Below are 21,302 nucleotides of genomic sequence, written 5' to 3'. Positions count from 1 at the left end.
TTGCATGGTATATAAACTATGACGCAAAAATGGAGAAACATAAAGCAGGTAACAACGTATTTACGACAGGGTTTAGAGTTAATTTTTAGCAGCATATAATAAAAAATAACATTTACAAATTTTTAAAATTTAAAAAAGAAATAAATGTTATTTTTTTATATTATTTACAAAGTTTTATCTTCAGAATATTATTTTATTATCTATCACAGATTTCTAATAATTTATAAAAAATTAATTTGAAATAGTGCATGTATTTTCTATTCCTGAAGGTCCTGTATAAGTAGTGCTTTTTCCGCTAGTAAAGAATTCAATACCTTCGTTATTTGCATATCTTGTTCCACTTGCCGATTTAGCTCTTTTCAGACTGTGTGTATTTCCTGCTGCATCTGTAATTTTTGCACTACCTGTTGTAGGATATGAAACTTTTATAGTCTCATTTTCGCAGTTATAAGTAGTTGTTGCAACTGCTTTTCTTGTTCTTCTTGATTTTGCAGGTTTTGCAGTTGAAATGTAGCTTACTCCTAATAACAATACAAGTGCTGATAATGCTGTTACAATACTTTTTGTTTTTTTCATAAAATTTATCCCTCTTTCTATAAAGTAATTTATTGCAAACCATTTATACTCTTAAAAAGTTTGTTTTAGATTTGAGAATGCTTAATCTTGGGTTTGCCAAAAAAGTTTTTTATTTCAAGCTATAATCTAAACAGCAAATCTTTATAAGTAGGCAATTTCCATATAGAACTGTCAACGACTTTTTCCAAATTATCGCAAGGAATTCGTAAAGTTTCAAGTCCTGTAACTAATTCTGATTTTGCCAAATCGGTTTTTTTACCTAAATCTTTTTCTTTTTTTACTTTATCAATTCTTTTTTCAAGATATTTAATTTCTTTTCCTAAATCTGTAATGCTCGAAAGGACGTTTTTCAGCAGTTCTTTCTGTTCTTTAGTATAAGTTTTTCCAAATATGGATGTTTTTTCAATATTGTCAGCCAGCAAATTTGCGTATTTCAGTCCGGCAGGCAGAATGTCCTTTCTTGCAATATCTATAAGTGTCTTGGCTTCTATTATCAAATGTGTAACATATCTTTCGGCATAAGCGTTGTATCGAGCAACAGATTCATTTTTTGAGAGCATTCCCACTTCTTCTGTCATCTCAAGAATTTCAGGGTCAAGATGTTTTCTTAAAGCAAGATTTGAAGAAAGCTCATTTGTAAGACCTCTTTTTTTCGCTTCTTTTTCCCATTCTTCACTATATCCGTTTCCGTTAAATATAATTCTGCCATGCTTTTTGTAAGCATTTGTTATAATTTCCGTGATAGTTTTGTCCAAGTCTTTTTTTGAAGAATTTTCAAGTTTGTCTGCATATTCCTTTAAAACTTTTCCGACAGCGGCATTGATTGCAGCCGCAGTAGTGGCAGGGGTAGAACTTGAACCCGGCATTCTGAATTCAAATTTATTTCCTGTAAAGGCAAAAGGTGAAGTTCTGTTTCTGTCGTCCGAATCAGTCTTAAGAGTAGGTAAGACATCAACTCCCAAATTCAGTTTGGCTATCGGAGTTTCGGGAAGTTTTTTCTTTAAAGCGATATTTTCAAGGATTGCAGTCAGTTCATCTCCCAAAAATATGGAAATAATGGCAGGAGGAGCCTCATGCCCTCCAAGTCTGTGGTCATTTGTAGCAGTAGCCGTGGTAACTCTTAGCAGTGAATAATATCTGTCTACAGCTTCAATTACCGCTGATAAAAAAATCAGAAACCTTTTATTTGTTTTAGGGTCTTTGCCGGGACTGAACAGATTTTTATCGTCATCCGTACTTAATGACCAGTTATTATGTTTTCCTGAGCCGTTTACTCCTGCAAAAGGTTTTTCATGAAGTAAAGCTACAAGACCGTGTCTTAAGGCAGTTTTTTCAATAGTTTCCATTATTATCTGATTTTGGTCCGAAGCTAAATTTGCTACAGAAAACAAAGGTGCTATTTCAAACTGGTTAGGTGCGACTTCGTTGTGTCTTGTCTTTGCAGGAACTCCCAATTTCCATAGTTCCACATCTACATCACTCATAAAATTGATAACTTTTTCTTTGATTTTCCCGTAATAGTGGTCGCTTAATTCCTGACCTTTAGGAGCAGGTGCTCCAAAGAGGGTTCTTCCCGTAAGAAGTAAATCATCTCTTGCTTCAAACAGTTCTTTATTTACAAGGAAATATTCCTGTTCAACTCCCAGTGTGTTAAACACGTGTTTTGAAGAAGTATTTCCTAAAACTCTCAAAATTCTTAGAGCCTGTTTATTAATATATTTCATCGTTCTGAGAAGAGGGACTTTTTTATCGAGGGCTTCTCCATTAAACGATATAAATGCAGTAGGTATGTATAATGTAACACCGTTTTTATTTTCCCTTATGAACGGATAGGAGCTTGTATCCCATACGGTATAGCCTCTTGCTTCAAAAGTACTTCTTAGACCTCCGTTAGGAAAAGACGAAGCGTCAGACTCTCCTTTGATTAGGCTGTTTCCCGAAAATTTATAAATTATTTCCTTATCTCCTGTAGGCTCTAAAAAAGATTCGTGCTTTTCAGCGGTCAAATCTGTCAGAGGCTGAAACCAATGACAATAATGGGTTGCTCCCCTTTTAGTAGCCCAGTCTTTTATAGCATTTGCTATAACTTCGGCGGATTCTTTGGATAATTCCGTTTCTCCCAGTTGAGAAGTTTTAAATTCTTTAAAGACTTCTTTAGGTACTCTTTTTTTGAGATTACTTTCAGTGAAAGCATTTTCTCCAAAAACTTTCATAGCATTTTCCATATATAAGTTCCTCTCATATCAAAGATTTATTTTTTATATGATATATTAAAGTCTAAAATATGTCAAACATTATTTAAAAGAAAATTTCACATTAATATATATTTGATATATGTTAATGTTTCTGATATAATAAATATCATAATGGAGGTGAATAATGGGATTTCATGAAATAAAAATTCAGGATTTTAATTTAAATCCTTTTACAAATACAGGTAGGGATTGGTATCTGGTAACTGCGGGAGATGAAAACGGTATAAATACCATGACTCTTTCTTGGGGAATGTTGGGCTATCTTTGTGCAGGACCGGTCGTATCGGTTTATATAAGACCTACAAGATACACTAAGAAATTTGTAGATGAACAGGACTGTTTCTCTTTGAGCTTTTTTGAAGGTCATAGGCTGGAACTGAAAACTTTGGGAACTAAATCGGGAAGAGACGGAGACAAGATAAAAGAAGTAGGCTTTAATCCGATATTCCTTGACGGAGTACCGACGTTTGAAGAAGCTAAAGTAGTCATAATAGCTCAAAAAATGTATATAGACGAAATCAAACCTGAAAAATTCCTTGACAAAAGTATAGCTGAAAGGCTGTTTACAAAAGAAGAAGCACATATAGTCTACACAGGAAGAGTGAAAAAGATATATGTGAGAGATTAGTTGAATTAATTTAATAACATAAATGAAAAAAAACTGTTATTTAAAGTTTTTAAAATTAAAAATGTTTTTTAATAGTCAAAAATATCTTTGACTATGCACATTATATTAATTTTAAAATACTTTTATAGCAGTTTTTTATATGGTTTTTTATTCAACTTTTATTACAATTTTTCCGTTGGCTTTATTTGATTCGAGAAAGGAATGGGCAGTTCCAATTTCTTCCAAAGGAAATACTTTTGAAATACGCGGTTTTATATTATATTTTTCTATAAAATCAAACATATTTCTGATTGTATCTTTATTGACTGTTGTGCTGTCAAAGGATGTCAAATAAGATTCTGACGGTATATCTACTAACGGCTCAAAAGAATCGACAATCCAGCCGCCAAGACATCCTGTCATACATACTGTTCCTCCCTGTTTTAGAGATTTAAGGGATGATTTTAGAGTGCTTGCTCCTATGAGTTCCAATACTTTGTCTATTCCCTGAGGAAAATATGATTTTAACTGATTTTCAAAATTATCATTTTCAATTATTACATAATCGGCACCATTTTCTTTTAAAAATTCTATTTTTTGCTCATCGCGGGTAGTAGCCACTGTCTTCACATTGATACTTTTTGCCAGCTGCATTGCTGCTAAGGCGACAGAGCCTGTACCGCCTCTGATTAAAAGAGTTTCGTCGTTTTGTAATTTTAATGACTTAAACAGTGAGCCGTAAGCAGTATAATAAAGTTCAGGATAAGCAGCAAGAATTTCCCAGTTTTCTTCAGGCAACTGTAACGGATAGACCTGATTTTCGGGAACGAGGGTATATTCGGCATAACTTCCGTCAAACTCTCTTCCTAATCCTCCCATTAATGTAAAAACTTTATCTCCTTACTTAATTTTAGGAACAGGGATTTCAGAAATTTTCAATTCATTAGCAGAACATGGTTTTTCAATCACTATCGCTTTCATAGTTTTATTCATTTTAATCGTCCTTTCAGATATAAAAAATATTATATATTATAAAAATTATGTTGACAAAAATACTTCTATATAGTAATATTATATATGAAAATTATAGCATATAAAAATTATAAATCAAAGAATTTTTTATAATTTATAATTATAATATAGGTCTTGATAGGTCTTGTGATTAAATTTTATAATATAATTTTTAATATAATATGAATTTTATAATAAGTAAAATAACAAAAAATAAATCTCAATAAAGTCAATAAAAATGGTTTGTTTTGATAAATAATCCTATAAAAACAAAATAATAAATGAAGTATAACTAAAGTGATTTAATGGTCAAAAATAAAGGAAATAGCAAGGAGGGATAATAAAATGAAATATAACGGTGGTTTTTTAATGAGCAGAATTAAACAGATACATGGAAGAATATTGAATAATCTTATTTCCAACAGGGAAATAACGGCTTTTAATGCTGAACAGGGTAGGATACTTCATGTGTTGTGGGAAAATGACAACATCAGCATTAAGGAACTTTCAGCTCGGACAGGGCTTGCAATAAATACTCTTACAACAATGCTTGAGAGAATACAGGGAAAAAATCTCATAGAAAAAAGAACCGATGAAAAGGATAAACGGAAAACAATAATAATACTTACCGATTATGCTAAATCTTTAAAAAAAGAATATGATGTGATTTCAGAGGAAATAATTTCAGTTTTTTATAAAAATTTTTCACATAATGAAATAATGGAATTTGAAGAATATTTGAAAAGAATTCTGGATAATCTTGAAAACTATAATAAAGCCTGAATAATCTGAATAAGTGAATAAATAAATAGAAAGGAGCAAAAAGATGATAGAATTTTTAAATGTTGAAAAAACTTATCCTAATGGCAATAAAGCTATTAAAAATATGAATTTATGTATAAATGACGGAGATTTTACCGTGTTTATAGGGCCAAGCGGAAGTGGAAAAACTACAGCTCTTAAAATGATAAACCGACTTGAAGATGCTACGTCAGGAGAAATAAGAATATCGGGAAAAAACATTATGGAATATAATATCCACGAATTACGTTGGGATATGGGGTATGTATTGCAGCAAGTGGCATTGTTTCCTCATATGAATATTGAAAAGAATATAGCCGTTGTACCTGAACTGAAAGGCTGGAACAAGGAACAGACAGATAAAAGGATAGACGAATTGCTGAATATGGTAGGATTAAATCCTGAAAAATATCGAAAAAGAATGCCTTCGGAACTGTCAGGAGGAGAAGCCCAAAGGATAGGAATTGCGAGAGCATTAGCCGCAAATCCCGAGTTTATACTTATGGATGAGCCTTTTAGTGCGTTAGACCCTGTAACAAGGGCAGGATTGCAGGCAGATATAAAAAAATTACAGGAAAAAATAAACAAAACTGTTATATTTGTAACTCACGATATAAAAGAGGCACTTTTACTTGGAAATAAAATCTGTATAATAAAAGACGGTGAAATAATACAATCGGGAACAAAAGAAGAACTGACGGAACACCCTAAGGATGATTTTGTAAGGGAATTTATAAATTCAGGAACTGATAATAACTTATATAATAAATTGATAAAAGATTTTATAAAATCAGTAAATTATAGGGAAATAGAAAAAAATTCCAAAATAAGTTATATTACAGAAAATATTACATTAAAAATTAACGATAATTTTGACAAGCTCTTTAAAATACTGGCAAAAAATGAATATGCAATAATCATGGGCGAAAAAGAGGAAAAAATGATAATTAGAAGAGAAGATATATTTTCCTATTTAAGTACGGAGAGTGATAAAAATGAATAATATTCTTATAACTCTGATTGAGAGAAGGGAAGAACTGATAAAAGCGATTATTGAACATATAAAAATCTCCTTTTTGGCTCTAATCATTGCTCTTCTGATAGCCATACCTCTGGGAATATATTTGAGTTATCATAAAAAAATAGCTGAAATAATAATCGGAATTACGGCTATATTACAAACAGTACCGTCTCTTGCATTACTGGGTCTGCTCATACCCTTTGTAGGGATAGGGGGAGTACCGGCAGTTATAGCTCTTGTAATTTATGCTCTTTTACCAATTCTAAGAAATATTTATACGGGAATTACGGAAGTAGACCCTGTATATATGCTGGCTTCAAGAGCAATGGGAATGAATGAGCTGCAGCAACTTATAAAAATACAGATACCTCTTGCAATGCCTGTCATTATGGCGGGTATAAGAACGGCAACTGTCCTTATAATAGGAACGGCTACGCTTGCTTCACTGATAGGTGCGGGAGGACTTGGAAGCCTTATACTTCTTGGGCTTGATAGAAATAACAACAGCCTGATATTGCTTGGAGCGATACCTGCCGCATTGCTTGCAGTTTTGTTTGATTTTATTTTAAAAAAATTTGAAAAAGCTGACTGGAAAAAAATATTAGTCTGTATTTTTGCTGTTATGGTACTATTTTTTGCGGGAAATATAGGAGCGGATAAAATGATGAAGAAAAATAAGCTCATTATAGCCGGGAAATTGGGAACGGAACCTGAAATATTGATAAATATGTATAAAATATTAATCGAAGAAAATATGGATAATGTTGATGTAGAGCTAAAATCAGGATTCGGGAAAACAAGTTTTGTATTCAATGCCCTTAAATCAGGAGAAATAGATATCTATCCCGAATTTACAGGAACAGCAGTATTTACATTTCTTAAGGAAAATCCTGTAAGTAATGATGCTGCCGAAGTATACAGTCAGGCAAAAAAAGGAATGGCTGAAAAATTTGATATGATTTATTTAAGTCCTATGAAATTTAATGACACATACGCACTGGCAGTACCTCAAAAATTTGCGGAAGAAAATAATTTAATGAAAATATCCGACCTCGAAAAAATAAAAGATAAAATAAAAGCAGGATTTACAAGGGAGTTTAATGACAGGGAAGACGGGTATAAGGGACTGAAAAAGTTATACGGATTTGAATTGCCCGATATTAAGGAATTTGAGCCTAAACTCAGATATGTGGCTGTCCAGAATGGAGATATAAACTTGATAGATGCTTATTCTACAGATAGCGAACTTGCAAAATATAATCTTGTAGTATTGGAAGATGATAAAAAATTATTCCCGCCTTATCAGGGAGCACCGCTATTGAGAAAAGATACATTAAAAAAATATCCTCAGCTGGAAACGATTTTAGGAAAATTACAGAATAAAATAACAGATGCTGAAATGAGAGAAATGAACTATGAAGTAGGAGTAGACGGAAAAAGAGCGGAAGACATTGCAAGAGAGTATTTGAAAAAGAACGGACTGATAAAATAGTTTATTATATTTTATTTTATTTATAATGATTTTAGTAACAATTTCAAGATGAATGTAATCATAAACAAAGTATCTGCCGATAGATTTGCATATTGGGAAAATAAAAGGATTTTTATAATATTTTATATATTGTAAAAATCCTTTAAAAATGCTATAATCATTAAGAATTTTAAGAAGGTATCAGAGTAAGTAATTGTAAAGATTTTTATATCTAAGTCTGTATTTGATTTATAGAAGTTTTTACTATTATTTGCTCCCTTCTTAATATATAAAAAAATAGGAGGAAACAGATGTTTGATGAAAGAACTTACGGGTTCAATTTAGGAACACAGCAGGTAAAACTGAGTACAGGTAAAATAGCAAGACAGGCAGGAGGTTCTGTCATAGTTCAGTGCGGAGGGACAGTATTACTTGTGACTGCTACAAGAAGTAAAGATGTAAAAGAAGGGCAGGACTTTTTTCCTTTGACAGTAGATTATATTGAAAAATTCTACGCTTCGGGTAAATTTCCCGGTGGATTTATAAAAAGGGAATCAAGACCGTCTACGGACGAAATTTTAATAGCAAGACTTATAGACAGACCGATAAGACCTTTATTTCCAGAGGGATTTTTAAATTCAGTGCATATTGTCGTTACAGTAGTTTCATATGATGAAGTAAATCAGCCTGAAAACCTTGCAACATTAGGAGTTTCGACAGCGCTGGGACTGTCGGATATTCCTTTTGCGGGAACAGTTGCGGGAGTAACTGTGGGCTATATAAATGGTGAATATATTTTAAATCCTACTGCCGAACAGCTTGAAGAAAGTGAGGTTCACTTATCTGTAGCGGGAACAAAGGACGCAGTAACAATGGTCGAAGCAGGAGCTAAGGAAGTTTCTGAAGAAATAATGCTCGAAGCGATAATTTTCGGTCATGAAAGAATTAAGGAAATATGCGCTGAACAGGATAAATTCCTATCTCAATTTGATGTTCAAAAGTACGAATTTGAGAAAAAAGAAGTAGATTCTGAAATAAGAGAATTTTTAGACAGTTTTGAAAAAAATGTGGAAGAAGCTGTTATGACTCCGGGAAAACTTGAAAAATACGAAGCTATTGATAACCTTGAAATAGAATTGTTTGAAAAATATATCCTGAAATTGGAAAATGAAGGGAAAGATATAGATGAAAGTTTGGAAAAAGAGTTTAAAAAATATTATCGTGAAATTGAAAAGAGAGTAGTAAGAGATGCTATTTTATACAAAAAATACAGAGCTGACGGAAGAACTACAACGGAAATAAGACCTTTGGATGTAGAGATAGACACTCTTCCTGTACCTCACGGGTCTGCCCTTTTCACAAGGGGAGAAACACAGGCATTGGTAACTGTAACTTTGGGAAGTAAAGCTGATGAACAGATTGTAGACGGTATGGAAGACGAATCCAGAAAAAAATTCTTCCTGCACTATAATTTTCCGCCTTATTCAGTAGGAGAAGCAGGATTTTTAAGGGCACCGGGAAGAAGGGAATTAGGTCATGGAAATCTTGCTGAAAGAGCATTGAAATATGTGATGCCTGACCAGGAGACATTTCCTTATACAGTGAGACTTGTTTCGGAAATTACAGAATCCAATGGGTCGTCTTCACAGGCAAGTATATGTGGAGGCTCTTTGGCTCTAATGGCTGCCGGAGTACCTGTAAAATCTACGGTTGCAGGGATAGCAATGGGATTGATAAAAGAAGGAGATACATTTACCGTATTGACTGATATTCAGGGACTTGAGGATCACCTTGGGGATATGGACTTTAAAGTGGCAGGAACAAAAAAAGGTATAACTGCAATACAAATGGACATCAAAATAGAGGGTATCACAAGAGAAATAATGGATATAGCTTTAAAACAGGCACTGGAAGGCAGACAGTTTATAATTAACAAAATGGAAGAAGTTATAAGTGAGCCAAGACCTGAAATAGCTGAAAATGCTCCGAAAATAGAGTTAATGAAAATAGACCCTTCAAAAATAGCGGGGCTTATAGGACCTGCCGGTAAAAATATAAAAGCGATAATTGAAGAAACGGGAGTTTCCATAGATATAGAAGACGACGGAAGTGTCTCAATATTCGGAAAAGATCCTGAAATGATGAAAAAAGCCATAGAATTAGTAAAAAGACAGACACAGTCAGTGGAATTAAATGAAATCTATGACGGAAAAGTAACAAAATTGATGAAATTCGGGGCTTTTGTAGAAGTTCTTCCCGGAAAAGAAGGATTACTCCACATTTCAGAAATTAGCCATAAAAGAGTAGGAAAAGTAGAGGATGTACTGAAAGAAGGACAGGAAATAAAAGTAAAAGTAATAACAATGGAAGATGAAAGTAAATTTAACCTCAGTATGAAAGCATTAATTTCAAAAGAAGAAGGTGTTAAGGATGAATTTACCCAATAAACTTGCAACATTAAGAATGATACTCGTAATTCCTTTTGTAATAATATTAGGAATAGCTTTATCTACAAATAACAGTACACTGTCAATATTTATGAGAATTTTTGCGTGTATTATATTTGTAGGAGCTTCAATAACTGACTATTATGACGGTCAGATTGCCAGAAAATATAATCTTATAACAAATTTGGGCAAACTGATAGACCCTTTGGCTGATAAACTTCTTGTTATATCGGCATTGACAACATTGACAAAATATAATCAAATAAGTTTATGGATAGTTCTTATAATAATATTCAGGGAATTACTTATAACAGGACTGAGAGCCATAGTTGCCGCTGACGGTACCGTTATTGCTGCGGAAACTCTCGGAAAATGGAAAACGGCTACACAGATGATTGCATTGACACTGATTGTCCTTTTTTCTATGAGCTACACTGTAAACAATATTTTGCTGACAATTCCTCTCATACTGACAATAGTATCAGGAGCGGAATATGTTATAAAATCTAAAGATGTTTTGAGTAAATAATTGATGACAGTATTAAAAGATGATAACATTAAAGAGAAAGGAAAAAAATGGAACAATTATTATACATATTTTATAAAATAGTTGATTTATATTCGATTATTATTCTGATTTCAATATTCGGTTCGTGGGTAGACAGAAGAAATGAAAGTCCGTTTTTCAGAATGATAAACAGACTGACAGACCCTTATTTGAAATTATTCAGAATAATAATTCCTATGGGAAATATAAACCTTGATATATCTCCGATAATAGGAATAGTTTTACTGAATTTATTGAAAACAATAGTAACAAGACTTATCTATTTTTCAAGTATTTAAAAGAAAGGCTGTTTCATTAAGGCTTATAGCCTTTTTTAAAACAGTCTTTTTCATAAATAAAAAATTTCTATAGATAAAAAAATTATGAATATAAAAAAATTATAAATAGAGAAACTTAAAATAATAAGAATTACAGTAATAAGATAATCAAAAAATCAAAATAATTAAAATAATAATAAAATAAAAATGATAAAACTGAAAGCATAAAAAAATAAAGAAAGCGAGAATTTATGCAGGGTTATAAAATGAATTGGAAAAATCTGTTATCGGTAAACAGTCAGAGACCGAGAAGCAGCAAAACAAAAAATAGACAGGAGCCTGAAGAAGCATTTAATGAAAGCAAGGAAAAATCTTACAGTGATTTAAGAAGTGATTTTGAGAGGGATTATCACAGGATATTAAGCAGTGCTTCTTTTAGAAGACTACAGGATAAAACGCAAGTTTTTCCCCTTGAGAAAAATGACTTTATAAGGACAAGACTGACCCATTCGATAGAGGTTTCATCTTTTGCAAGATCTCTTGCCCAATCTGTCGGAGATGAGATAATAAAAAATAATCTTGATTCCGATTTCGGTCATGAAGAAGCCAACGGGATAGCCAACATTCTCGCAAGTTCGGGGCTGCTTCACGATATAGGAAATCCTCCGTTTGGACATTTTGGAGAAGATACTATAAGAGCGTGGTTTGAAAAAAATCTGAAAGAGATAGAAATAAAGGATTTTGACGGAAAATATAGAAAACTGTGTGAGATACTGAATGAGCAGATGTGCAATGATTTTATTTATTTTGAGGGAAATGCTCAAGCGATAAGGGTAGTTTCCAAACTTCATTTTTTAGTAGATGAAAACGGAATGAACCTGACTTTTGCGTTATTAAATACATTAATAAAATATCCTGTAAATTCGTTGAATATAGATAGAAAAAGCGGAGATATAAAAACAAAGAAAATGGGATATTATTATTCGGAAAAGGAATTATTTGAAAATATAGTAAAAAGTACGGGAACTTATGATAGTAAAACAGGGGAAGTTTACAGACATCCTCTGACTTTTCTTCTTGAAGCGGCAGATGATATTGCTTACTGTACGGCAGATATAGAGGACGGTATGAAAAAAGGCTTCATTTCTTTTGAAAATCTTATTGAAAGCCTGAAAATAAATGTTCCCGAAGATGAAAGACTATATAAAAATCTCATGAGTTATAAAGATTATGCTAAAAAGAAAAAATATGACAGCCCTGAATTATACGCCGTTCAAAGGTGGATAGTATCAATACAGGGAATATTTATAAGCTCTGTAGTAAATTCATTTATAAAAAATTATGACTTGATAATGAATGGAGAATTTAAAACCGATTTATTTAAAGGAACTGAAGCTGAAAAATTATTAAATGTTTTGAAAAAACTTGCATTTAAAGAAGTGTTTGAAGCGAAGGCAATTCTGAAAATGGAAATCGCAGCGAATAACATAATAAATTATTTTCTGACAAATTTTGTAAATTCGGTTTTGTACTGGGATACTCCTTATGAAGAAAAAATGGCAGGGATAGACAGTAAATATATAGCAATTTTATCGGAAAATCAGAGACATATTTACAAATATTACAGTGAACTGGCTGAAAAAAATATTAGAGCAAAAAAGTCGAAAAATACTGAAAACAGAGAAGATAAAGAAAAAGAAAATATGATAAAGGAAAAGGAAATTTTCAGATATAAGCTATATTTGAGACTGCTCCTTGTAACGGACTATATTTCAGGAATGACTGACAGTTTTATAAAAACTCTTTATCAGGAGTTGACCGGGATTGATTAGAAAGGAATTTTTAGAAATTTTATGGATATAATATCGGAATTGCAGAAATTTGGTTTTTCCAAAGTGGAAGCTGAAGTATATATGGAAGTTTTGAATACCCCTATGTCAAACGGAACTCAGATTTCAAAGAAGATTGATGTTTCGAGAAGTGCTATTTACACTGCATTGGAAAAACTCTGTGAAAAAGGGTATGTCTATACGGTGCCTACCGAAGAGGATAAAAAAAACTATATGGCAATGGAACCCATGGAAATAATAGATGAATTAAAGGAAGAATGGAAAAATAAAGCCGAATTTTTGGAAAAAGAATTTCTGAAAATAAGAAATAAAAAAAATGAAACAAGATTTTATCAGCTATACAGTGAAGAAAGTCTAATTTTAAAAGTAAAGGAGATAATAAATAAGGCTGAAAATGAAATATACATAGGTACTAATATTGATATTCATTTATTTGAGGAAGAACTTTTGAAAACAATAAAAGCAGGTATAAAAATATTTATTTTTAATTTTGGAGATACAATACTTGATTTTAATAAGAAAATAAATGAAAATAAGGAAATAAATAAAATAAATGAAGATAAAAATATATTTGAAAATTATAAATTTGAAAATTATAATATGTATAATCTAAAAATATACAATATTCAAAATAAAATTTATAAAAACCGAAAAAATAAAGAAATTATTATAGTGTCCGATATTGTTAAAGGATTTTCCTGTAAAGAAACAGGAAAAGAATTTATAGGAGTGTATACTGAAAATAAATATTTAGTAAAAATATTAACGGAAAATATTCATAATAATATATATACAGCTAAAATGGAAAGAGTATACGGAGAAGAAATTTTTGAGGAGATTTTTATAAATTCAGCTTTTGAAAAAGAAAATAACAATAGATAAAAGACAGTATGGTCGTATCTTTTATATAACCGTAATTTATTTTCGTAAATATAATGGCATATTTTTTGCAAAAACCAAATAAAAAAAATATTTTACAAAAAACTATTCAAAAATTCATAAAAAATGTGTATAATAACACGGTAATATCAAAAATACAAATTAGTAAAAAATTGTAGGAGGAAAAGATGAAGATTGATAAATCTCAGTTAAAGAAAAGTATTCTTAGGAAAATAAGAAGACAGTACGGGAAAACTATAGAAGAAGCTCATGAATATGAAATATATTATGCAGTATCCAGAGCAACTCTCGATTATATAGTTGAAAACTGGTATAATACAAAAAAAACCTACGCAAAAAAACAAGTAAAACAAATGTATTATTTTTCTGCAGAATTCTTAATGGGGCGATATTTGGGGAATAACCTGATTAATTTGCAGATAAATGAAGCAGTAAAAGAAACACTTCAGGAGTTGGGTGTAGATATTAATAAAGTAGAAGACAGGGAAATGGACGCCGGACTTGGAAATGGAGGATTGGGAAGATTGGCTGCATGTTTTCTTGATTCGTTGGCAACTCTCGAACTTCCGGGACACGGATATGGATTAAGATATAAATACGGGATGTTTGACCAGAGAATAGAAAACGGATTTCAGGTAGAGTATCCTGATGACTGGACAAAATTTGGAGACCCATGGTCAATAAAAAGAATAGACAGAGTTTATGAAGTAAAATTTGGTGGACAGATAGAAGTACATAGAGATGAAGTCGGAAAAGAATATTTTAAAAGAGTAAATACTGAAAATGTAAATGCAGTAGCTTACGATGTACCTATTATCGGATACGGAAATGATACTGTAAATACATTGAGATTATGGGAAGCAAGGTCTCCTGAAGGGTTTGATCTGAAACTGTTTAATGACCAGAAATATCTTCTGGCTTCGGAAAATGCCGTGGAAGCGGAAGATATTTCCAGAGTTTTGTATCCTAACGATACTGAAAAAGACGGTAAAATGTTGAGATTGAAGCAGCAGTTTTTCTTTACTTCAGCATCATTGCAGGATATAGTGAGAAGATATAAAACATTATACGGAAATGATTTTTCCAAGTTTCAGGAAAAAGTGGCAATACAGTTAAATGATACTCATCCTGTAGTGGCAATACCTGAATTAATGAGAATTCTTCTTGATTATGAAAAACTTAACTGGGGAGAAGCATGGGATATATGTAAAAATGTATTCTCCTATACAAACCATACTATTTTAGCGGAAGCACTTGAAAAATGGGATATTCCGTTATTCCAGACACTGTTGCCAAGAATATACCAGATTGTTGAAGAAATCAACAGAAGATTTATGGAAGAACTTAATGAAAAGTATCCTGACGATTGGCAGAAAAAACAGCAAATGGCAATTATTGGAAACGGACAGATAAGAATGGCTTGGCTTGCGATAGTAGGCTCACACACTGTAAACGGTGTTGCGGCACTCCATACAGAAATATTGAAAAATTCAGAACTGAAAGAATGGTATGAACTGTACCCTGAAAAATTCCAAAATAAAACTAACGGAATTACTCAAAGAAGATGGCTTTTGAAATCCAATCCTGAATTGGCAGGACTGATTACAGAACTTATCGGAGATAAATGGATAACAGATTTATACGAACTGAAAAAATTAGAGCAATATATGGAAGATGATAATGTACTAAACAGACTGACTGAAATAAAATTCCACAATAAACAGAAACTGGCTGAATATATAAAGGAAACAACAGGAATTGATGTAAATCCGCATTCCATATTCGATATACAGGTAAAAAGACTTCATGAGTATAAAAGACAGCTGTTGAATGTACTTCATATAATGGACTTATATAATAAACTTAAAGAAAATCCTCTGTTAGATGTAGAACCGAGAACATTTATATTTGGAGCAAAAGCAGCAGCAGGCTATAGAAGAGCGAAAGGAATAATAAAACTGATAAATTCGGTTGCTGAAAAAGTAAATAATGACTCTGATATTAACGGTAAAATAAAAGTCGTATTCCTTGAAAATTACAGAGTTTCCCTTGCTGAAAAAATATTCCCTGCGGCAGATGTTTCAGAACAGATTTCTACGGCAAGTAAAGAGGCATCGGGAACAGGAAATATGAAATTTATGCTAAACGGAGCAATAACGATAGGAACTATGGACGGTGCCAATGTTGAAATCGTGGAAGAAGCCGGAGCTGAAAATGCCTTCATATTTGGACTGAAAGCTGATGAAGTCGTAAGACTTGAAGCATACGGAAAATACAATCCGCTGGAAGAGTATAATGTTGTTGAAGGATTGACAAAAGTCATAGATCAGCTGACAGACGGTACTTATGACGATAATCATACAGGAATATTCAAAGAAATCCAGTCTTCATTACTATATGGAGCTGACGGAGGCAGACCGGATGTATACTTCTTATTGAGAGATTTTTCATCGTACAGAAATGCCCAGTCTGAATTGCAGAAAGCCTATAAGGATAAGAGAAAATGGGCACAAAAAATGCTCAAGAATATAGCAAATGCAGGAAAATTCAGCTCAGACAGAACAATAATGGAATACGCAAAGGAAATATGGAATATTCATCCTGTAAAAGTAGAAAATTATATAGATTAAATAATTAAAATTCAGAAATAGAGATTATGATAAATTTGTATATAAAATATTGACTTGGACTGTTTTATCTGCTATACTTGATTATAATAACAGGAGGTGGAAAATAATGGAAAAAGTAAATAGAGATATGAATATAATGGAAGCAGTCGAAAGATATCCTATAATTGCACAGGTTCTAATGAGATACGGACTTGGTTGTGTAGGATGTATAATTTCAAGTGCTGAAACTTTAGGAGAAGGTATTGCGGCACATGGGCTAAATCCTGATATTATAATAGAAGAAGTAAATATGATATTGGAAAAACAGGGAGAATAATATAATCAATAACTTCTGATATGAATTTTTTGAAAAGTACAGTTTTCGGAAAATTTGTATACAGAAGTTTTTTTTAAATATTGGATAAAAATACCGGACATATAATAATTATTTTCTAATAAAAAATTTTTTCAAAAAATAAATTGACAAAAAAAAAAACAAGTGTTATATTGTAATAAAAATAACATAAATAATAATATTGGAAAAGGAGAAATATGAAACTAAAAATAGCTATTATGTCATTATTGGCAAGCACAATTTTAAGTGCAGCAAGTATAGATTATTTATCAAATAATTCCGCTTCATTTTTTCAGAACCCTTCACAAACAGGGAAAATAAGCGTAGAAGGAGTTTTTTATAATCCGGCTGGGACTGTGTTTTTAGAAGACGGAACATATTTGAATATGAATATGCAAAATTCTTTGATTGAAGAATCGATGACTTTGAAAGGTAAAAAATACAAGTCAAACAATTATGCAGGAGCCCCTTCATTCAACCTTTTGTATAAAAAAGATAGATTTTCATTATTTGGAAATGCAAGCGTAATTGGAGGAGGAGCTACTTTAAAATATAAAGAAGGAGTAGTCGGAGTAGAACTCGCCGCAGACGCTTTTAATCAACTGACAGGCGGACGTTTAGGAGCTAAACTGACTGAAAACAGTTTTAGAGGGCAAAACAGATACTATCAATTAATGGTAGGAGGAGCATATAAAGTAAATGAGCAGTTTTCAATATCAGGAGGACTGAAATATGTCCTTGGAGTAAGAAAACTGAAAGGAAATGCTTCTTACAGTTATAATCCTCTTGTTGGAAGAGCTATAGGATTGAGCGGAAGCGAATTACATCTTGATTCTAAAAGAACTGCGGAAGGTATAGGCGGAACAATAGGATTTGACTATAAACCTACAGATACTTTAAATTTTGCAATAAAATACGATACTCCTGTAAAATTGAAATTTAAAGCTAAAGCTTCAGAAGTAAAAGGAATGTCAATAGCAGGCAGACCTCTGGGAATTTCGATGTTTTATCCTGAATATGCGGACGGAGCTCAATATAGAAGAGATTTACCGGGAGTACTTTCATTAGGAGTTTCTAAAGATATTGATAAATTTACATATTCTGCGGGATATACACGTTATTTCAATAAAGCCGCTAAAATGGACAGATTTAAATATAAAGACGGATATGAAATAAATTTTGGAATAGATTACAGAATAAATGATAAGTTTACATGGCATGCAGGATTTAACTATGCAGATACGGGAGCTCCGAGAAATACATTTACTGATGTAGAATACGCGGTAAATTCCCAAATTTATGCAACAGGACTGACTTATAAACCTACTGAAAATTCTGAATGGAAGTTCGGTATAGCTCATGTTTCATATAATTCCGCTAATGGAGAAAAAGAAAATACTGCATTACCGAGAGTGAGTCTTGATAAATCAAAAGTTAAATATGATAAATCAATAAATGTCTTTACAGTAGGATATACACATAAATTCTAAAATCTTTAAGAAGGGGCTGTCTTAAAATAAGTTTTTCTTTTGAGACAGCTTTTTCTTTTAAAAATTCAGATATAAAATTGGAGTCATAGATAAAGAAAAAAATTGAAAAGATAAAAGAAATAAAAGAAAAATTGGTAAGGGAGAAAAAAGATATGAGAAGTATCGATAATGAAAGAAAGTCAAAAAACGGCATAATTTTCGGAAAATTTTATCCTCTCCATATTGGACATGTGGATTTTATCCAAAAAGCAAGCGGACTTGTAGACAATCTATACGTAATAGTATGTACTGACAAGGAACGGGATATTGAATTATTTAAAAAGTCAAAAATGAAAAGAATGCCTACGGAAAAAGACAGAATAAGATTTGCTGAACAGACTTTCAAATATCAGGATAATATAAAGATACTTCATCTGTCTGAAGACGGTATACCTCCCTATCCTAATGGCTGGAAAGGTTGGAGTGATAGGGTAAAGGAGCTTCTCGGGAAAAACAATATAAAAATAGATACTGTCTTTACTAATGAAACACAGGATATAAAAAATTATAAGGAAAATTTTATAGATATAAATAATCCGCAAAATGTTTTTGATAATAATCTAAAAATTGAAACAATAGACATTATGAGAAACAGTTTCCGTATAAGTGCCACGGAAGTAAGAAATAATCCATATGATAACTGGTTTTACATTCCTAAATATGTGAGAGAATTTTTTGTGTTGAAAGTAGCTGTAATAGGTTCGGAAAATTCGGGAAAGACAAATTTGACACATAAACTGGCAAATTACTACAATACTTCCTTTGTTCGTGAATACAGAAAAGAATATATAAAAGAATTTGCAGGAAATAATCCCGATAATTTGCAGCACGATGATTACAACAGAATAGCCTATAAACAAAATCTGGATATAATGAATTCAGTAATAAATGCAAATAAACTTACATTCATAGATACTGAATATATTTCATTACAGGTATTTTCAATGGTAAATAGCGGAGATGAAAACCCTGTAATAAAAGACTTTATAAAAAACAGCAAATTTGATATAATAATCTATATTGAGAAAAACAGTGGCAGTAAATACGATAAAAAACTAAAAGAAATGCTTGAAAAATATAAGATAGATTATTTTGAACTCAAATATAATGAACAGAATAATTTTACTGATATATACAATAAAAGTATAGAAATAATAAATGATTTTATTAAATAATTATATTTCAAGTTAAAATGAAAAAAGTCAAAAACAAAAAAAACTTGACAATAATATACACTTATGATAGAATTAGCAAGCTAGTTTATTCTGGTAATACCAATATTTTATTGGGAGGGATAGAAGACAATGAGAGTACAAGTCATTTTAGAATGCACAGAAACTAAGTTGAGACATTATGTTACAACTAAAAACAAAAAAACTCATCCTGAAAGACTGGAAATGAGAAAATACAACCCTGTGCTAAAAAGACATTCTCTATATAGAGAAGTTAAATAGTAAAAATACACATTATATGAAATAGGTCAGTAGCTCAATTGGTAGAGCATCGGTCTCCAAAACCGGAGGTTACGGGTTCGATTCCTGTCTGACCTGCCATTTTAATTTTATGGAGATATTTTATGAGTAAATTTAGTGTGTCGGACACTTTTAAAAATATGATTAATGAGTATAAGAAAATATACTGGCCGGGAAAATCGGAAGTTTTTCATGTAACTATAATCGTATTACTTATAACTTTATTTATAGCTTTATACATATTATTTTTTGATAATGTGTTTGATTTTTTATTAAACAGATTGACTCTAATTTTAAAAGGCTTTTTAGGAGGCAAATAAAATGAGTAAAAAAGTGGAAGAAGTTGTAAATGATGAATTAGTAAACGATGAAGCCGTATATGAAAAAAAGTGGTATATAATTCATACTTATTCAGGTTACGAAAAAAAAGTGGCAACCGATTTGGAAAAAAGAATAGAATCGTTAAATCTTACTGACAGAGTTTTCAGAATACTGGTACCTGAAGAAGAAGTCCTTGAAGAAAAAAGAGGAAAAATGGTAAAAGTACCAAGAAAACTTTTTCCAAGTTACGTAATGGTGGAAATGCTGTCTGTCAAGGAAGAAAATGAATTAGGTCTGGGATATCGTGTGGACAGTGAAGCATGGTATGTCATAAGAAATACTAACGGTGTAACAGGATTTGTAGGAGTGGGAAGTGATCCCATACCTTTATCCGACAGAGAAGCCGAAGATTTATTATCCAAAATTGGAATTAACGACTCTGAAAAAGAAAATAAATTTAATATCGATTTTGAAATCGGTGAAAAAGTAATTGTTAAAAAAGATTCATTTATGGATCAGGAAGGTGAAATAGCCGAAATAGACTATGAGCATGGAAGAATAAAGGTTATGCTTGAAGTTTTCGGAAGATTGACTCCTGTAGAATTTGAATATAACGAAATTGAAAAAAGATAAAAAAACCAAGAGTATTTAAAGAATAACGTTAGCAAAATTTTAATTAAAGAAAAGTGGGAGATTTAAAAAAATTCAGTTACCACAGAGGAGGAAAAATGGCTAAAGAAGTAATCGGAAAGATTAAATTACAATTGGAAGCGGGAAAAGCAAATCCGGCACCACCGGTAGGGCCTGCATTGGGACAGCACGGTGTAAATATTCCTGAATTTTGTAAAGCATTCAATGCACAGACTCAGGATAAGGCAGGATTCGTAATCCCTGTAGAAATATCAGTTTATGCTGACAGAAGTTTTACATTTGTATTAAAAACACCGCCTGCGTCAGATTTATTGAAAAAAGCTGCAAAAGTTCAGAAAGGTGCTGCTAATTCAAAAAAAGATGTTGCAGGAAAAATAACAAAAGCTCAGTTGAAAGAAATTGCTGAAACTAAGATGCCTGATTTGAATGCAGGAAGTGTTGAAGCTGCTATGAATATCATCGCAGGAACTGCAAGAAGTATGGGGATAAAAATAGAAGAATAAATAAAAATATAAATTGTGAAAATTATTATATTAAGTGGAAGGTTTATAAAACCAATGACCACAGAGGAGGAAATAATAAATGGCAAAAAGAGGAAAAA

At 31.8% G+C, this 21,302-nt stretch carries 20 protein-coding genes and 1 tRNA gene; 18 read left to right on the top strand and 3 right to left on the bottom strand.

The genetic code is table 11. The annotated features are described in order from the left end of the window. Positions 1-231: 231 nt before the first annotated feature. On the bottom strand, positions 232-576 hold the full coding sequence (locus tag ACO5J6_RS09740) for an MliC family protein (RefSeq protein WP_485643676.1): 345 nt from the start codon (positions 574-576) through the stop codon (positions 232-234). A gap of 119 nt (positions 577-695) precedes the next feature. Beyond that, positions 696-2,801, bottom strand: a complete 2,106-nt coding sequence (locus ACO5J6_RS09735) for a glutamine synthetase III family protein (protein ID WP_485643675.1) — start codon at positions 2,799-2,801, stop codon at positions 696-698. Between the two features lie 154 nt (positions 2,802-2,955). Between ACO5J6_RS09735 and ACO5J6_RS09730 the strand changes: the two genes are divergently transcribed. Then, positions 2,956-3,459 (top strand): flavin reductase, encoded by a 504-nt coding sequence (locus ACO5J6_RS09730; protein WP_485643674.1) that lies wholly within the window; start codon positions 2,956-2,958, stop codon positions 3,457-3,459. Positions 3,460-3,606: 147 nt separating this feature from the next. Here the strand turns inward: ACO5J6_RS09730 and ACO5J6_RS09725 are convergent, their stop codons facing one another. Continuing rightward, positions 3,607-4,317 (bottom strand): zinc-binding dehydrogenase, encoded by a 711-nt coding sequence (locus ACO5J6_RS09725; RefSeq protein WP_485643673.1) that lies wholly within the window; start codon positions 4,315-4,317, stop codon positions 3,607-3,609. A gap of 477 nt (positions 4,318-4,794) precedes the next feature. Here ACO5J6_RS09725 and ACO5J6_RS09720 point away from each other — a divergent pair, with 477 nt between their 5' ends. From ACO5J6_RS09720 to rplK, 17 genes are all read left to right on the top strand, one after another. Next, positions 4,795-5,232: a MarR family winged helix-turn-helix transcriptional regulator gene (locus ACO5J6_RS09720; protein WP_485643672.1), complete on the top strand. Its 438-nt coding sequence runs from the start codon at positions 4,795-4,797 to the stop codon at positions 5,230-5,232. A 43-nt stretch (positions 5,233-5,275) separates the two neighbouring features. Then, positions 5,276-6,253: an ABC transporter ATP-binding protein gene (locus tag ACO5J6_RS09715; protein ID WP_485643671.1), complete on the top strand. Its 978-nt coding sequence runs from the start codon at positions 5,276-5,278 to the stop codon at positions 6,251-6,253. Then, the gene (locus ACO5J6_RS09710) at positions 6,246-7,763 is read left to right on the top strand and encodes an ABC transporter permease/substrate-binding protein (RefSeq protein ID WP_485643670.1); all 1,518 of its coding nucleotides are present in this window, start codon (positions 6,246-6,248) and stop codon (positions 7,761-7,763) included. The genes ACO5J6_RS09715 and ACO5J6_RS09710 overlap by 8 nt, the downstream gene beginning before the upstream one ends. A gap of 290 nt (positions 7,764-8,053) precedes the next feature. Then, complete coding sequence (gene pnp, locus ACO5J6_RS09705; RefSeq protein ID WP_485643669.1) at positions 8,054-10,189, top strand: polyribonucleotide nucleotidyltransferase; 2,136 nt, start codon at positions 8,054-8,056, stop codon at positions 10,187-10,189. Beyond that, positions 10,173-10,718, top strand: a complete 546-nt coding sequence (gene pgsA, locus ACO5J6_RS09700; RefSeq protein ID WP_485643668.1) for a CDP-diacylglycerol--glycerol-3-phosphate 3-phosphatidyltransferase — start codon at positions 10,173-10,175, stop codon at positions 10,716-10,718. Before pnp ends, pgsA begins: the two co-directional genes overlap by 17 nt. Positions 10,719-10,765: 47 nt before the next feature. Continuing rightward, the gene (locus ACO5J6_RS09695; RefSeq protein ID WP_485643667.1) at positions 10,766-11,035 is read left to right on the top strand and encodes a YggT family protein; all 270 of its coding nucleotides are present in this window, start codon (positions 10,766-10,768) and stop codon (positions 11,033-11,035) included. Between the two features lie 245 nt (positions 11,036-11,280). Beyond that, complete coding sequence (locus ACO5J6_RS09690; protein ID WP_485643666.1) at positions 11,281-12,846, top strand: deoxyguanosinetriphosphate triphosphohydrolase; 1,566 nt, start codon at positions 11,281-11,283, stop codon at positions 12,844-12,846. A 21-nt stretch (positions 12,847-12,867) separates the two neighbouring features. After that, on the top strand, positions 12,868-13,746 hold the full coding sequence (locus tag ACO5J6_RS09685; RefSeq protein ID WP_485643665.1) for a TrmB family transcriptional regulator: 879 nt from the start codon (positions 12,868-12,870) through the stop codon (positions 13,744-13,746). Positions 13,747-13,931: 185 nt separating this feature from the next. Next, positions 13,932-16,394 (top strand): glycogen/starch/alpha-glucan phosphorylase, encoded by a 2,463-nt coding sequence (locus ACO5J6_RS09680; RefSeq protein ID WP_485643664.1) that lies wholly within the window; start codon positions 13,932-13,934, stop codon positions 16,392-16,394. A 106-nt stretch (positions 16,395-16,500) separates the two neighbouring features. Further along, a complete protein-coding gene (locus ACO5J6_RS09675) occupies positions 16,501-16,710 on the top strand; it encodes a DUF1858 domain-containing protein (protein WP_485643663.1) in 210 nt (69 codons plus the stop codon). A 215-nt stretch (positions 16,711-16,925) separates the two neighbouring features. Next, positions 16,926-18,218 (top strand): OmpP1/FadL family transporter, encoded by a 1,293-nt coding sequence (locus ACO5J6_RS09670; protein WP_485643662.1) that lies wholly within the window; start codon positions 16,926-16,928, stop codon positions 18,216-18,218. 89 nt (positions 18,219-18,307) lie between these two features. Then, positions 18,308-19,432: a multifunctional transcriptional regulator/nicotinamide-nucleotide adenylyltransferase/ribosylnicotinamide kinase NadR gene (gene nadR / locus ACO5J6_RS09665; protein ID WP_485643677.1), complete on the top strand. Its 1,125-nt coding sequence runs from the start codon at positions 18,308-18,310 to the stop codon at positions 19,430-19,432. A gap of 129 nt (positions 19,433-19,561) precedes the next feature. Further along, on the top strand, positions 19,562-19,711 hold the full coding sequence (rpmG, locus tag ACO5J6_RS09660) for a 50S ribosomal protein L33 (RefSeq protein ID WP_006807173.1): 150 nt from the start codon (positions 19,562-19,564) through the stop codon (positions 19,709-19,711). Positions 19,712-19,734: 23 nt separating this feature from the next. Beyond that, positions 19,735-19,810 (top strand) — tRNA-Trp (locus tag ACO5J6_RS09655). Between the two features lie 23 nt (positions 19,811-19,833). Next, complete coding sequence (secE, locus tag ACO5J6_RS09650) at positions 19,834-20,049, top strand: preprotein translocase subunit SecE (RefSeq protein WP_485643661.1); 216 nt, start codon at positions 19,834-19,836, stop codon at positions 20,047-20,049. A 1-nt stretch (position 20,050) separates the two neighbouring features. Further along, positions 20,051-20,683, top strand: a complete 633-nt coding sequence (gene nusG / locus ACO5J6_RS09645; RefSeq protein WP_485643660.1) for a transcription termination/antitermination protein NusG — start codon at positions 20,051-20,053, stop codon at positions 20,681-20,683. A 95-nt stretch (positions 20,684-20,778) separates the two neighbouring features. Continuing rightward, positions 20,779-21,204, top strand: coding sequence for a 50S ribosomal protein L11 (gene rplK, locus ACO5J6_RS09640; RefSeq protein ID WP_485643659.1), 426 nt, complete (start codon positions 20,779-20,781; stop codon positions 21,202-21,204). Positions 21,205-21,302: the final 98 nt, after the last annotated feature.

The organism is Pseudoleptotrichia sp. (genome assembly GCF_057270515.1).
Note: the sequence above shows the minus strand (reverse complement) of the source record. Positions and strands in the feature narration are given on the sequence as shown.

Coding starts and splice junctions, on each gene's coding strand:
- ACO5J6_RS09725 (WP_485643673.1), bottom strand. CDS start 4,317: ATGGGAGGATTAGGAAGAGAGTTTGACGGAAGTTATGCCGAATATACC.
- ACO5J6_RS09670 (WP_485643662.1), top strand. CDS start 16,926: ATGAAACTAAAAATAGCTATTATGTCATTATTGGCAAGCACAATTTTA.
- ACO5J6_RS09680 (WP_485643664.1), top strand. CDS start 13,932: ATGAAGATTGATAAATCTCAGTTAAAGAAAAGTATTCTTAGGAAAATA.
- ACO5J6_RS09710 (WP_485643670.1), top strand. CDS start 6,246: ATGAATAATATTCTTATAACTCTGATTGAGAGAAGGGAAGAACTGATA.
- ACO5J6_RS09690 (WP_485643666.1), top strand. CDS start 11,281: ATGAATTGGAAAAATCTGTTATCGGTAAACAGTCAGAGACCGAGAAGC.
- pnp (WP_485643669.1), top strand. CDS start 8,054: ATGTTTGATGAAAGAACTTACGGGTTCAATTTAGGAACACAGCAGGTA.
- ACO5J6_RS09675 (WP_485643663.1), top strand. CDS start 16,501: ATGGAAAAAGTAAATAGAGATATGAATATAATGGAAGCAGTCGAAAGA.
- nusG (WP_485643660.1), top strand. CDS start 20,051: ATGAGTAAAAAAGTGGAAGAAGTTGTAAATGATGAATTAGTAAACGAT.
- rplK (WP_485643659.1), top strand. CDS start 20,779: ATGGCTAAAGAAGTAATCGGAAAGATTAAATTACAATTGGAAGCGGGA.
- ACO5J6_RS09715 (WP_485643671.1), top strand. CDS start 5,276: ATGATAGAATTTTTAAATGTTGAAAAAACTTATCCTAATGGCAATAAA.
- ACO5J6_RS09695 (WP_485643667.1), top strand. CDS start 10,766: ATGGAACAATTATTATACATATTTTATAAAATAGTTGATTTATATTCG.
- ACO5J6_RS09735 (WP_485643675.1), bottom strand. CDS start 2,801: ATGGAAAATGCTATGAAAGTTTTTGGAGAAAATGCTTTCACTGAAAGT.
- ACO5J6_RS09720 (WP_485643672.1), top strand. CDS start 4,795: ATGAAATATAACGGTGGTTTTTTAATGAGCAGAATTAAACAGATACAT.
- ACO5J6_RS09740 (WP_485643676.1), bottom strand. CDS start 576: ATGAAAAAAACAAAAAGTATTGTAACAGCATTATCAGCACTTGTATTG.
- ACO5J6_RS09685 (WP_485643665.1), top strand. CDS start 12,868: ATGGATATAATATCGGAATTGCAGAAATTTGGTTTTTCCAAAGTGGAA.
- ACO5J6_RS09730 (WP_485643674.1), top strand. CDS start 2,956: ATGGGATTTCATGAAATAAAAATTCAGGATTTTAATTTAAATCCTTTT.
- pgsA (WP_485643668.1), top strand. CDS start 10,173: ATGAATTTACCCAATAAACTTGCAACATTAAGAATGATACTCGTAATT.
- rpmG (WP_006807173.1), top strand. CDS start 19,562: ATGAGAGTACAAGTCATTTTAGAATGCACAGAAACTAAGTTGAGACAT.
- secE (WP_485643661.1), top strand. CDS start 19,834: ATGAGTAAATTTAGTGTGTCGGACACTTTTAAAAATATGATTAATGAG.